Here is a 12666-nt window from a genome sequence, read left to right as displayed (position 1 = left end):
GATGCCCCAGCGCGCGAGCGCCGCGTCGTCGCTCACGCGGGCGTCCACCCAGCGGGCGCCCTGCGCGGTCTGTTCTTTCTTCCAGAATGGCGCCTGGGTCTTGAGGTAGTCCATCAGGAACTCGCAGGCCTGAAAGCTTTGTCCCCGGTGCGCGCTGGTCACGGCCACCAGCACGATCTGGTCGAGCGGCTGCAGCAGCCCCACGCGGTGGATGACACGCGCGCCAAAAATGTCGAAGCGGTGAAAAGCCTCGTCCACCATGGCCTCAATGGATTTCTCGGTCATGCCGGGGTAATGCTCGAGCTCCATGGACGACACCTCGTCGCCCTCGTTGCGGTCGCGCACCGTTCCGACAAAGCTGCACACCGCGCCCACGCCCCGGTTCTCGCGCCGCAGGGCGGCGATCTCGGCAGACAGGTCAAAGTCGTCGGTCTGGATGGAAACACGTGGCAGGGTCATGGCAAAAATCTCTACGGCGAGGCGGATGGCTGAAAGAAATTGTCGGGCTTCAGGGCGATCGGTGCAGCCGGGGTGCGGCCAGCAGGGCCCGCTCTTCTTCCACCACCTTATTCAGTTGTGCGAGTGCGGGCGACGGAGGCAGTTGGGCCAGCAAGGCCTGCAACCGGGTCACGTCGGCCACGGTCGGCGCTACCTTGATCTGGGCGACGGCGGCGGGCAGGTTGCCGCCCCGCACCAGCGCCAGCACCTTGGCGGGCCATTCACTTTTGTTGCGTGCCATAGGGAGTGAGGAAGTTTGTCTGTACGATTCGCCCGCACTGTACCCGCACTGCGGCCACCTGTGAGAACTCCTGGCGCGATCCCTGGCTGGATTGGGGCGCGCCGGCACAGGTGCGGAGCGGGCACGCTGGCGCAACCCGCGCGGCGCGTGCCCGATCGAAAGCGAGAAGCAAGCCCATGGCCACCCAAACGATTCAAACCGATCTCTACAAGCTCTACCCGTCCCCGCGCAACGCCTACCGCGACGTGTTCGAACACCAGGTCTTCGTACCGCACCCTTACGCCATCATCGACCTTGACGTGATGGAACTCGCGGGCAAGACGACGCTGTTCGGCGCGTGCCGCCTGTCGGACATGAAAATGGGACAGGTCGTGTCGTTTGAACTTGCCCAGGACCAGGCCAGGTTCGAACGGCTGTTCTCCCCCGACTGAGCCCCACCCATCGCAGCACGAGCCCATGGACCTGCAGGAGCCCTTCGAGGCACTCGATTCCAAAACCCAGGACCCCTACGCCCAGGCCGTGGAGGCGTACTGCGACGGCATCCTGCGGCTGCACTGGAACGAACGCCTCATCAACAAGATCTTCGGCCGCGCGCTGCAATCGCATGCGGCCGGGCGGCTGGTGGTGCAACACTACCAATGGCAATTGCGGGGGGCACCCCGCCCCACGCTGGCGCTGCTGCAGCGGCGCATGCCGGGGGGCGCCCGCACACTGGTCACGTTCTTTGCCGTGCTGCGCCTTGCGGGCATGGTGGCAGTGGACAACGACCCCGCTGACCGCCGCGTCCGCTACCTTGTGCCCACGCCGCGGCTGCTCGATGGCCTGCGCACCTGGGTACAGCACCACCTGCACTGCGCCGAGGCCCTCGGTGCACTGGCCCCGGGGCATGCCCGCCGGCTCGACAACGATGCCGACTACTTCGCCGCCTTTCTGGCCGGTGCCGACCATATCCTGGACCGCCTCGCCGAAACCCGGGGCCGCTTTGGCGGCTGGGACTGGTTCGACCAACGCGACGGCGGGGGCCGCATCGCCATGCTGCTGCTGCGCGAACACTGCCGGGCATATCGGCCCGCTGATCCGACCCCACCGCAATTTGCCCTGCGCGCCAACGAAATCGCGCAGCGCCTGGGTTTTTCGCATTCGCACGTGCGCAACCTGGTGAACGAAGCCACCGCGCTGGGGCATCTCACCCAGGATGCGCCCCGGGGTCTGGTGGCGCTCACCCCGCGCTTCCTGGCAGACCTGGAAACCTGGCTGAGACAGCTGCTGGGCTGGTTCACCGAGACCGCCACCTTGGCGCACCGGCAACTGCAATCCACACGCCAGCCGCACGCACGCTGTGAAGCCGCGCACACACCACCACCCTGACAGGCATGCACAGCCCCGCGACGCCGCGAAAACCCTATCACCACCAGCCATGCACGACGACAACCAGATCCACGTACCACCTTCCTTCATGGCGGTGTACAGCGACGCCCGGGGGCGCCTGACTGAAAGCGCCAACGGCGTGCGCGCGCGCTACGAACTGTGCGAAGACCTCGCCGGCCACCTGGTCGAGCACGCACAGACGCTGTACCACGTGCAGGCCCCCTCCGAGGCCGAAATTCTCCGGCGCATACACGCCGGGCTGTGCACGGCCGAATCGGGCGTATCGCGGCCCGAGGCAACCTGGATCGTCACGCGGCTGGCGGAGCTGCTGGCATGGCCCTGCCCCGCGCTGGCCGGTGCCGGGGCCAGCGACGAGGGCTGAAGAACAAGCCATGCTTCTCTGCAAGGCTTGCGAACGCTTTATGGCGAAGAACCCGTCAACCGCAATGGGCGAAGCCGTACCGGCATTCCTTCACCGATCCCGGCGCGCGGGCCCCGCGTCGGGCCTGCCCGCCCCTGCCGCCTGGTGAAGCTTCTGCTGCGTCAAAGCGAGAGAATCCATTTCACGAGTTGCCGAGCCTCGTCTTCACTGACCAGCGGCCGCTCGGAGTCGTCGGGCATCTTGGAGACACCCCAGTGCCGGCCGCCCCCGTCCACGCTGCCCTTGCGGATGGTGGAGACCAGGGTTTTCTCGGCGTCCTTGTTGCCCTTCCACAAAAGCGCAATCTTCTGGAAGGCAGGGCCCGCGCCGTCCTTGGCAATGGCGTGGCATTGCATGCACTGTTTCTCCTCCGCGAGTTGAGGGTTGGCCCACGCGGAGATACCCAGGCCCAGCAGAGCTGCTGCGGCGATGCCGTGAAGCGTCTTCATAAATTTCCCCTCGAGGATTGGCGACATGCCGCATACAAGATATTCCTGATGCAGCCGCCCGTCAATTGCATGATGATGCTGCGCGATCATCGCCTTGATCCACATTGAGCCCATCCCAATCGGTGCCACGTCTTGGCCAGGATGACGACGGCGCCTTCGGGCATAGGGTGTCCGTCCGTGCGTCTGGCCCTCCCGGGTTGCAGGGACGTTCCCACGCAGTTGGCCGCAATGCACGCCGTTGTGGCAGTCCACGTCCGTGTCGAGCAATACGCGCCAAAATTCCCTGCGGCGCTGGTATCCCACCAGGCGCGAGAGGATGAGGTGAATATGGAGGATCTGGTCGCATTGACGCATGCGATCAGCGCGGGCCAGATGCCGCAGCATAAGCACCACCCGAGTCACTTTCCAGAAACAGCAAAGCGGACCGGCTTTGCGCCGGTCCGCTCTGTGAACGAGAACGACCGATTGGGTCGCTTACAGCGCTGGCTGCACGCGCTTCCAGCTGAAAGGACCAAAAGCGTCGACGCCGTTGACCGCATTGGCCTGCGGGTCGATGGTGAGCTTCAGGTATTCCAGCGGCGCGGTGCTGCCATGCACAATCACGCGGCGGAAATTGGCGACGTTGTAGTTGTAGGGCTGCACACCCGAGACATCGTCCTTGCAGGCAACAGCTGCGCCGCCGGTTGAGGGTTCTGCAACGCAAGCGGAGTTGGCCACCAATGGGTTGTCCGACCGATAGGCATGCGAATCGCCATTGAGCAGCAGCACCGGCTTGCCAAACGACTTGGTGTTGGCGGCGATGCGATCCACGTAGGGCTTGTAGCCCACGACGTGGCTGGGAACATTGCCGTCCAGGTACCACAGGTCCGCCTGGATCTGGATCACGACACCCAGCGCACCCGCATTGCCGGCCTCACGGAAGGCCTTGTCAAGCCAGCGCAGGTTGGCAGCGGAGCGGTCCGCGGCTTCCTGTTTCTGAGCCGCGCTGACGGTGGGCACCCCATACCAAGGATCGGCATTGTCGTTGGAGCCACCTGGAATGTTCATCGTGACAAACAGCACGCCCGACTGCATCCACCAGACGTTTTCGACGTAATTGCGATCCTTGGGGTAAGCCGGGTCAAATTCCTTGGCCTGTGTGTGCACCGTCATGGCCTTGCCCAGCGTCTGGCCGGGCGTGGCAAAGAATATCGAGCGCACGAGGTCAAGGTTGGCCAGCGGATCGCCCTTGGCGTAGCTCACCGGCGTCCCACTGGCATCCACCACGTAGTCGATCACGCCCGTGGCCGCGTTGTAGACACCGCCGCCTTCGGCCTTCTTGTGGCAATCGGCCCACTCGTTATCGCCAATCGCATACACCAGCGGCATACGGAAGGCTTTCCATTGGTCGAAGACTGTCTGGTTGTATGCCTGGGTGCAATAGCTCTTGCCGGAGTGAATATCACCCAGGTGCAGCACGGTGGAAAGATCAGCGTCGGCGTTGATGGCGCTGACGAACTTCGGGCCGCCCACCAACTGCACGGTGTCGGTGGGAGTGGTACCGTAAGGCACATCACCGATCACGGCCACTATGGATTTTTCCGGGCCATCGCTGCCACCGCAGGCGGACAGAACCGCAGCAATGGCAAGCGAACAAAGGGACAAGGACACAAGGCGCACGATGGAGGTTCCCAACAGAAATAAGTGGCTTTGCATTTGCGCAAAAACCTGCTGTTGAGTGTGGCTATTTCATATGTCGATGGCGTGACAACGGTACACCCCCCATCGCCAGCCCACTGCGGCGGCTTACGATGCCGCGCCGTTCATCCGCCAGTAACCGGGGGAAAAAACGCCACCTCGGCACCATTGACCAGAGCGGCTGCGTCGTCGCTCAGGGTCTGGTTCAGGGCCATGCGCACCGCGCGGCCGCGCGCAAGACTGGCGGCGTAGGCCCCACCACGGGCGATGAGCTCGTCGCGCAGCGCGCCCAGTGTGGTGGCCGATGTCTCAACCGCTTCGCTCCCGTGACCGACGGCCTCGCGGATGGATGCGAAATAACGCACCGAGATCTTCATGACAACAGCTCCGAAAACGCAATGAAACGCACGGTATCGCCCGGTGCGATGGTCTGGCCGGCCGGGTTGTCCACCACGCCGTCGCCCCAGGCAGCCGAAGTGAGCACGCCCGAACTCTGGTTGCCGAACAGGTCCAGCCCACCGGCCGCGTTGTGCCGCACCCGCAGGAACTCGCGGCGCTTGTCGGCTTTGGGCCAGGCGAAATCCGCACGGGCGGCCATTGCCTGCGGAGCCACCTCGCGCACGCCCTGCAGGCGCAGCAGGAATGGCCGCACCAGCAACGCAAACGTCAAAAAACTCGACACCGGATTGCCGGGCAGGCCCATGAAATGCGCACCACCTTCCGGGCTTTCGACCCGGCCATAGGCAAACGGCTTGCCGGGCTTCATGGCGATCTGCCACAGGTCAAGCGTGCCCAGCGACTCCACGGCGGGCTTGATGTGGTCTTCCTCTCCCACCGACACGCCGCCGCTGGTGAGGATCAGGTCGTGCCCGCTGCTGGCCGCGCGCAGGGCATCGATGGTGGCCTCGCGCCGGTCGGGCACGATGCCGAAATCGGTCACCTCGCAGCCCAGCCGCAGCAGCATGGCGCGCAGGAAGAAGCGGTTGCTGTTGTAGATGGCGCCGGGGCGCATCTGCTCGGGCGGCACGTCGCCGGGCATCACCAGTTCGTCGCCCGTGGAAAACAGCGCCACGCGCGGGCGGCGCGCCACCTGCAACTGGTGCAGGCCGATGCTGGCCGCCAGGCCCAGTTCGGCCGGCGTGAGGCGGGTGCCGGCCTCCAGCACCACGGCACCCCGCGTGATGTCTTCGCCCGCGCGGCGGATCCACTGGCCTGGCCGGGGCACGGCATTGATGCGCACGCGCTCATCCGAGAGCGACTCGCAGTCTTCCTGCATCAGGATGGCGTCGGCGCCCTCGGGCACGGGAGCGCCCGTGAAAATGCGCGCAGCCGTGCCAGGCTGCAGCGGCTCGCCCGCGCTGCCGGCCGCGATGCGCTGCGAGACCGGAAGCAGGGTGCCTGCCATGCCCACATCGGCGCAGCGCACGGCGTAGCCGTCCATGGAACTGTTGTCGTTGGGGGGCACCTGCAGCACCGAGATGCAACCCTGGGCCAGCACGCGCCCGTCGGCATCGAAGGTGGTGACGGTGTCGGCGCCGTGCAGCGGCTGGGCGTGGCCCAGCAACTCGGCCAGCGCTTCATCCAGCGGCTTCAGGGGTTTCATTGGGGGGCGCATGGCATCAGGTCTCCGTGCAAGTCCCAGTGGTATTCAAAGCGGTTGGCTTGCTGGACCAGCCAGTCCACCACCTGCGAGGGGGCGTTCAGGTCCAGCACGGGCAGTTGCGTGGCGGCGGGCAGTTGCCCAGGCGCATCGGTGGCCACGGCCACGATGAAGTCGTCTTCGGGGTAGCGGACGGAACGTGCCACCTGACCGGGCTCGGGGGCGCGCCAGACCTCGATCTTGGGCAGATCGCTTTCCTTGAAGCCTTCGACCAGCACCCAGTCCACACCCTGGTACAGCTCGGCCAGCAGATGGTGCACGCTGAGCTGGGCGGGCTGCTCGAACTCGCGGATCAGGGCCAGGCGCCGGTCGGATGCCGCCACCACCTCGAAAGCCCCGGCCTCGCGGTGGCGCCAGGTGTCCTTGCCCGCGTGGTCGATGTCGAAACTGTGGTGCGCATGCTTGACCACCGACACCCGCAAGCCGCGCAGGCGCAGCTCGGGGATGACCTGCTCGACCAGCGTGGTCTTGCCGCTGCCGGAGAAGCCGGCAAAGCCTACAACCTTCATCCAATGCTCCTGTGAATAGCTACGCTATTTATAGCTGCCAACGCTTGCCAGAAAAGCGCTAGGGGCATTTTTATCCTGAAAATCGCTGCCGGGCGTGCCGCGGCTCACTGGCAATGGCGCTCGATGTACGCCTTGACCAGTTGCACATCGGCCGGCATGACCTGCACGCGCTTGGGCAGAGACTCGATGCCCGTGAAACGGGCTGGCCGGTCGGGGGCATGGCCCAGGGCCTCCTGGATGGTCTCGGCAAACTTGATGGGCAGGGCGGTTTCCAGCACGATCATGGGCGTGCCGCCGTCGCCGCGGTGCTCGCGAGCGACCTTCACGCCGTCGGCGGTGTGGGTGTCGATGGTCACGCCGTAGCGGCTGTAGGTGTCCTTGATGGTGGCCAAGCGGTCGGCATGCGTGCTTTTGCCGCTCTCGAAACCGTAGCGGTTTGCGGCCTGCTGGAACGCCGGGTCGCCACTCAGATCGAAGCGGCCCTGCAGCGCCAGCGCGTCACCAAACAGCGCCTGCGTGCGTGCGCCATCGCGGCCCAGCAAATCGAACACGAAGCGCTCGAAGTTGCTGGCCTTGCTGATGTCCATGGACGGGCTCGACGTTTCGTGCGTGTCGGCACTGCCGCGCACGCGGTAAACGCCGGTGCGGAAGAACTCGTCGAGCACGTCGTTCTCGTTGGTGGCCACCACCAGCTTGTCGATCGGCAGGCCCATCATGCGCGCCACATGGCCCGCACAGACGTTGCCAAAGTTGCCGCTGGGCACCGTGAAGCTGACCTTCTGGTCGTTCGATTCCGTGGCCTGCACGTAGCCGGCGAAATAGTACACCACCTGCGCCAGCAGGCGCGCCCAGTTGATGGAGTTGACGGTGCCGATCTTGTACTTGCGCTTGAACGGCAGGTCGTTGCTGACGGCCTTGACGATGTCCTGGCAGTCGTCGAACACCCCTTCGATGGCGAGGTTGTGGATGTTCTCGTCCTGCAGGCTGAACATCTGGGCTTGCTGGAACGCGCTCATGCGGCCGTGCGGGCTGGTCATGAAGACGCGCACGCCCTTCTTGCCCTTCATGGCGTATTCGGCCGCACTGCCGGTGTCGCCGGAGGTAGCGCCCAGGATGTTCAGCTCTTCGCCGCGCCGGCCCAGTTCGTACTCGAACAGGTTGCCCAGCAACTGCATGGCCATGTCCTTGAAGGCCAGCGTGGGGCCATTGGACAAGGCTTCGAGCCACAGGCCGTCTTCGAGGTGGCGCAGCGGCACGATCTCGCCGGTGCCGAACACTTCGGCGGTGTACGTTTTCTCGCACAGGGCACGCAGGTCGGCGGCGGGGATATCGTCGATGTAGAGCGAGAGAATCTGGAACGCCAGCTCGGCATAGCCCTGCTGGTGGTAGGCGCTGCGCAGGCGTGTAAGGGCTGCGTCGTCGATCTGGGGGTAGTGCTCGGGCAGATACAGCCCGCCATCGGGCGCCAGGCCTTCGAGCAGGATGTCACAGAAATGCTTGCGGTCCGGGTGGCCGCGCGTGGAGAGGTACAGCATGCGTTCGTCCTGCTTGGGCTTTGTCAGTTCAGCTCTTCCTTGCGGATGCGCGTGATGGATGCCAGCACCGTGGGCAGCTGCTGCATCTGGGCGATGGCGTCGTTCATGGTGCCTTCACGCGTGTCGTGCGTGAGGATGATCAGGTCGGTCTGGGTGGAACCCTCGCCACCCACCTCGTCGGCCTCGCGCTGCAGCACCGCATCGATGCTGATGCCGGCGCCGGCCAGGATGCCGGTGACCTTGGCCAGCACGCCGGCCTGGTCAGCCACGCGCAGGCGCAGGTAGTAGCTGGTGACCACTTCGCTCATGGGCAGCACGGGCAGTTCGCTCATGGCTTGGTCAAGCGTGTGCGGCTGGAAGGCCAGGTGCGGCACGCGGTTGAGCGGGTCCACCGTGTGCAGGCGCGTGATGTCGACCAGATCGGCAATCACGGCACTGGCCGTGGGCTCGGAGCCCGCGCCCTTGCCGTAGTACAGCGTGGCGCCCACGGCGTCGCCCTGCACCACCACGGCGTTCATGGCGCCTTCCACGTTGGCGATCAGGCGCTTGGAGGGCACCAGGCTCGGGTGCACGCGCAGCTCGATGCCCTTGTCCACGCGCTTGGTGATGCCCAGCAGCTTGATGCGGTAGCCCAGCTGCTCGGCATATTTGATGTCGGTGGCGCTGAGCTGGGTGATGCCTTCGACATAGGCCTTGTCGAACTGCACCGGAATGCCAAAGGCAATGGCACTCATGATCGTGGCCTTGTGCGCCGCGTCCACGCCTTCGATGTCGAAGGTGGGGTCGGTTTCGGCGTAGCCCAGGCGCTGCGCTTCTTTCAACACCACGGCGAAGTCCAGGCCCTTGTCGCGCATCTCGCTCAGGATGAAATTGGTGGTGCCGTTGATGATGCCGGCCAGCCACTGGATACGGTTGGCTGTGAGACCCTCGCGCAGCGCCTTGATGATGGGGATGCCCCCCGCCACGGCCGCCTCGAAGGCCACCATCACGCCCTTGGCGGACGCGGCTGCGAAGATTTCGGTGCCATGCACGGCCAGCAGCGCCTTGTTGGCGGTGACCACGTGCTTGCCCGCCGCGATGGCTTCCAGCACCAGCGCCTTGGCGATGCCGTAGCCGCCGATCAGTTCGATGACGATGTCGATCTCGGGGTTGGCGATGACCGCGCGCGCGTCGCTCACCACCTGTACGCCCTCGCCCACCACCTTCCTGGCTCGCTCCACGTCGAGGTCGGCCACCATGGCGATCTCGATGCCGCGGCCCGCGCGGCGGCGGATTTCTTCCTGGTTGCGTTGCAGCACGTTGAAGACGCCGCTGCCGACGGTGCCAATGCCCAGCAGGCCTACTTGGATCGGTTTCATGGAAAGGTTACCAGTCAAAATGGGTTGCAGCGCTTGACCGGCAAGCGCATGCAGCTACAAAAAAAGGAGTTCAGGCGGTGCCGTGCCGCAGGCGGTATTGTTCAAGAAAGCGCGCCACGCGGCCAATGGCCTCGCGCAGGTCGTCCTCGTGCGGCAGAAAAACGATGCGGAAATGGTCGGGCCAGGCCCAGTTGAAACCCGTCCCCTGCACCAGCATGACCTTGGTCTCCTGCAGCAGCTCCAGAAAGAACTGCTGGTCGTCCTTGATGGGGTAGATCGCCGGATCGAGGCGCGGAAACATGTACAGCGCCGCCCGCGGCTTCACGCAGGTCACGCCAGGGATTGCCGTGATGAGCTCATACGCCAGGTCACGCTGCTTGCGCAGGCGCCCGCCCTCGCACACCAGTTCGTTGATGCTCTGGTAGCCGCCCAGCGCCGTCTGGACGGCCCACTGGCCGGGCACGTTGGCGCACAGCCGCATGTTCGAGAGCATGTTCAGCCCCTCGATGTAGTCACGGGCGGGCTTCTTGTCGCCCGACACCACCAGCCAGCCCGCGCGGTAACCGCAGGAGCGGTAGCTCTTGGACAGCGAGTTGAACGTGAGCGTGAGCACGTCCTCGCTCAGCGAGCCGATGGCCGTGTGCTTGGCACCGTCGTACAGCACCTTGTCGTACACCTCGTCGGCAAAAATCACCAGCCCGTGCTCGCGGGCAATGGCAACAATGCCCTTGAGCAACTCGTCGGAATACAGGGCGCCCGTGGGGTTGTTGGGGTTGATGACCACGATGCCCTTGGTGTGGGGCGTGACCTTTGCGCGGATGTCGTCAAGGTTCGGCATCCAGCCGTTGGCCTCGTCACACAGGTAATGCACCGGCGTGCCGCCCGACAGGCTGGCCGCAGCCGTCCACAGCGGGTAGTCGGGCGATGGCAGCAGCAGCTCGTCGCCGGCGTCGAGCAGCGCATTGGTGGCCATCACGATGAGTTCGCTGGCGCCGTTGCCCAGGTAGATGTCGTCGAGCGCAACACCCTTGATGCCCTGCTTCTGCGTCTCGTGCATCACCGCCTTGCGCGCCGCAAAAATGCCCTTGCTGTCCGAATAGCCCGCCGAGTTGGGCAGATTGCGGATCATGTCCTGCTGGATCTCCTCGGGGGCATCGAATCCGAACACTGCCAGGTTGCCGATGTTGAGCTTGATGATCTTGTGCCCGTCTTCCTCCATCTGCTTGGCCGCGTCCATGATGGGCCCCCGGATGTCGTAGCAGACGTTGGCGAGCTTGGCGGATTTGTGGACGGTTTTCATGCGCTGACGATGGAATGCGGTGGGAGTCAGATACCTGCCGGCGCGCAGGGGCGCTGTGGCGAAACCTATAATTTGACCACAGATCGCCGCCGCCCCACGGGCCCACGCACCCGGCCAAGCCCCCACCCGCAGCCTGCGCCACCCCACGAGCCCACGCATGAAATTCCAGCCCGAACACTCCACCGCACAGACCATCCGTGCCTATGGCCCCGGCTGGATCGATGTCAATGCGGAAAAGATCACCACCAGCATCATCCTGGGCGCGGGCGGCTTGCGCCTGGCCTGGCCTTGCCCCCGCTTCGAGGACCTCACGCCCGACCACTTTGCCCAGCTGGCGACGCTTGAGGCCGAACTGGTCGTCTTTGGCAGCGGCTCGCGCAACCGCTTCCCGCCCCCGGCATGGCTGCAGCCGCTGATGGCGCGGCGCCTGGGCCTCGAAACCATGGACACGCCGGCCGCCTGCCGCACCTACAACATCCTCGCCAGCGAGGGGCGCAACGTGGTGGCGGCCCTCATCCTGGAAACGCAGCCCTGAGCGCTCTGCGCACCCGGCTGCGGCCCAGCTCTGCAACGGGCGGCCCCGCCCCGGCGAATTGGCCCGGCAACGTTTTCAGGGTAAAATAGCCTGTTGCGGTCGGGGGCACATCCAAAAGCAATAACACACCCGCTCCCCCGGCTTATCAACGACTACATCCTGAGAGATTGAAGTGCCATGGCGATCGTTGTCAACAAACCCCTCCCTGAATTTGAAGCCAACGCGACCGGCGGTATCAAGGTCTCCAACACCTCGCACCTCGGCCAGATTCTGATTCTGTACTTCTACCCCAAGGACAACACCCCGGGCTGCACCACCGAAGCCATGCAGTTCCGCGACAGGTACAAGGATTTCGTCAAGGCCGGCGCCGCCGTCTTTGGCGTCTCGCGCGACAACATGAAGTCGCACGACGAGTTCAAGGAAAAGCTGGAGCTGCCGTTCGAGCTCATCGCCGATACCGAGGAAAAGATGTGCCACATGTTCGGCGTGGTCAAGAACAAGATCATGTACGGCAAGAAGGTCAAGGGCATTGAACGCAGCACCTTCCTCATCGGGCCTGACGGCATCCTGCAAAACGAATGGCGCGGCCTCAAGGTGCCAGGCCATGTGGACGAAGTGCTCAAGGCCGTCAAGTCCATCAAGGCCCTCAAGAAGGCCGCCTGAAGCCGCCCTGTCGGGCTGGCGCGGCCCCGCCGCGATCCGACATGGGGAATGGGCATAATGGTTTGATGCTCCTGAAAACAGCCACGCTCTTTTCCTCTTCCAAAGCCGCCTTGGCCTCCAGGCGGCTTTTTGCTTTCTGAACACCACAGCCCGAGGCCCTGCCACCATGCCCCTGCCCCCCGCCCCCAGCCGGCGCGCTGCCCTTCTTGCGCCCGAAGCCTACGACAACACCGCCCCCGCCCGCCCCGCCGCACACCCCGCGTCCGCCACAGACACCCCGGCTGCAACCACCCGCCGCAGGACCCGCAAAAGCGAAGGCACACTAGGTGACACGCCCAAGGCGGGCGCTGCCCCCGCGCCCATCCAGGTCGAGACCCGGGTGCGCCCATCCGAACCCATCGCAGAAACGGTGACCGCCGCTGCGCCTGCGGCACGCCGCGGCACACCCACCC

15 protein-coding genes and 1 pseudogene are annotated in these 12666 nt (G+C 65.0%); 6 read left to right on the top strand and 10 right to left on the bottom strand.

The features are described 5' to 3' along the window. A partial coding sequence (locus ACDELDRAFT_RS13335; protein ID WP_005797602.1) for a molybdenum cofactor biosynthesis protein MoaE occupies positions 1-459 on the bottom strand: 459 nt, incomplete at its 3' end. A gap of 49 nt (positions 460-508) precedes the next feature. After that, positions 509-739 (bottom strand): hypothetical protein, encoded by a 231-nt coding sequence (locus ACDELDRAFT_RS13330; protein ID WP_005797600.1) that lies wholly within the window; start codon positions 737-739, stop codon positions 509-511. A 176-nt stretch (positions 740-915) separates the two neighbouring features. Between ACDELDRAFT_RS13330 and ACDELDRAFT_RS13325 the strand changes: the two genes are divergently transcribed. From ACDELDRAFT_RS13325 to ACDELDRAFT_RS13315, 3 genes are read left to right on the top strand one after another with little or no spacing between them, the layout of a single operon-like run. After that, on the top strand, positions 916-1170 hold the full coding sequence (locus tag ACDELDRAFT_RS13325; protein ID WP_005797598.1) for a hypothetical protein: 255 nt from the start codon (positions 916-918) through the stop codon (positions 1168-1170). A 25-nt stretch (positions 1171-1195) separates the two neighbouring features. Then, complete coding sequence (locus tag ACDELDRAFT_RS13320) at positions 1196-2107, top strand: hypothetical protein (RefSeq protein WP_005797596.1); 912 nt, start codon at positions 1196-1198, stop codon at positions 2105-2107. A gap of 49 nt (positions 2108-2156) precedes the next feature. Further along, entirely contained in the window at positions 2157-2489 is a 333-nt protein-coding gene (locus ACDELDRAFT_RS13315; RefSeq protein ID WP_005797594.1) for a hypothetical protein, read from the top strand. 161 nt (positions 2490-2650) lie between these two features. On the opposite strand, the gene ACDELDRAFT_RS25730 is transcribed toward ACDELDRAFT_RS13315, so the two are convergent. From ACDELDRAFT_RS25730 to ACDELDRAFT_RS13275, 8 genes are all read right to left on the bottom strand, one after another. Continuing rightward, positions 2651-3361: a c-type cytochrome gene (locus tag ACDELDRAFT_RS25730; protein ID WP_232504771.1), complete on the bottom strand. Its 711-nt coding sequence runs from the start codon at positions 3359-3361 to the stop codon at positions 2651-2653. Between the two features lie 90 nt (positions 3362-3451). After that, positions 3452-4627, bottom strand: a complete 1176-nt coding sequence (locus ACDELDRAFT_RS13305) for a hypothetical protein (RefSeq protein WP_157764929.1) — start codon at positions 4625-4627, stop codon at positions 3452-3454. A gap of 152 nt (positions 4628-4779) precedes the next feature. After that, complete coding sequence (gene moaD / locus ACDELDRAFT_RS13300) at positions 4780-5031, bottom strand: molybdopterin converting factor subunit 1 (RefSeq protein ID WP_005797590.1); 252 nt, start codon at positions 5029-5031, stop codon at positions 4780-4782. After that, entirely contained in the window at positions 5028-6257 is a 1230-nt protein-coding gene (locus tag ACDELDRAFT_RS13295; protein ID WP_232504770.1) for a molybdopterin molybdotransferase MoeA, read from the bottom strand. Before ACDELDRAFT_RS13295 ends, moaD begins: the two co-directional genes overlap by 4 nt. Further along, a complete protein-coding gene (mobB, locus tag ACDELDRAFT_RS13290; RefSeq protein ID WP_005797588.1) occupies positions 6254-6823 on the bottom strand; it encodes a molybdopterin-guanine dinucleotide biosynthesis protein B in 570 nt (189 codons plus the stop codon). Before mobB ends, ACDELDRAFT_RS13295 begins: the two co-directional genes overlap by 4 nt. A 104-nt stretch (positions 6824-6927) precedes the next feature. Continuing rightward, positions 6928-8358, bottom strand: coding sequence for a threonine synthase (gene thrC / locus ACDELDRAFT_RS13285; RefSeq protein WP_005797587.1), 1431 nt, complete (start codon positions 8356-8358; stop codon positions 6928-6930). A gap of 23 nt (positions 8359-8381) precedes the next feature. After that, positions 8382-9716: a homoserine dehydrogenase gene (locus ACDELDRAFT_RS13280; RefSeq protein WP_005797585.1), complete on the bottom strand. Its 1335-nt coding sequence runs from the start codon at positions 9714-9716 to the stop codon at positions 8382-8384. Between the two features lie 70 nt (positions 9717-9786). After that, entirely contained in the window at positions 9787-11016 is a 1230-nt protein-coding gene (locus ACDELDRAFT_RS13275) for a pyridoxal phosphate-dependent aminotransferase (protein ID WP_005797584.1), read from the bottom strand. Between the two features lie 157 nt (positions 11017-11173). Here ACDELDRAFT_RS13275 and ACDELDRAFT_RS13270 point away from each other — a divergent pair, with 157 nt between their 5' ends. The 3 genes and pseudogenes from ACDELDRAFT_RS13270 to ACDELDRAFT_RS25375 all read left to right on the top strand — a co-directional run. Continuing rightward, positions 11174-11551, top strand: coding sequence for an Mth938-like domain-containing protein (locus ACDELDRAFT_RS13270; RefSeq protein WP_005797582.1), 378 nt, complete (start codon positions 11174-11176; stop codon positions 11549-11551). 177 nt (positions 11552-11728) lie between these two features. Next, positions 11729-12214: a peroxiredoxin gene (locus tag ACDELDRAFT_RS13265; RefSeq protein ID WP_005797581.1), complete on the top strand. Its 486-nt coding sequence runs from the start codon at positions 11729-11731 to the stop codon at positions 12212-12214. Positions 12215-12380: 166 nt separating this feature from the next. After that, positions 12381-12666, top strand: a pseudogene (locus ACDELDRAFT_RS25375) (PhoH family protein); the annotation flags it as partial.

It is taken from the genome of Acidovorax delafieldii 2AN (assembly GCF_000175235.1).
GTDB lineage: Bacteria > Pseudomonadota > Gammaproteobacteria > Burkholderiales > Burkholderiaceae_C > Acidovorax > Acidovorax delafieldii_B.
Note: the sequence above shows the minus strand (reverse complement) of the source record. Positions and strands in the feature narration are given on the sequence as shown.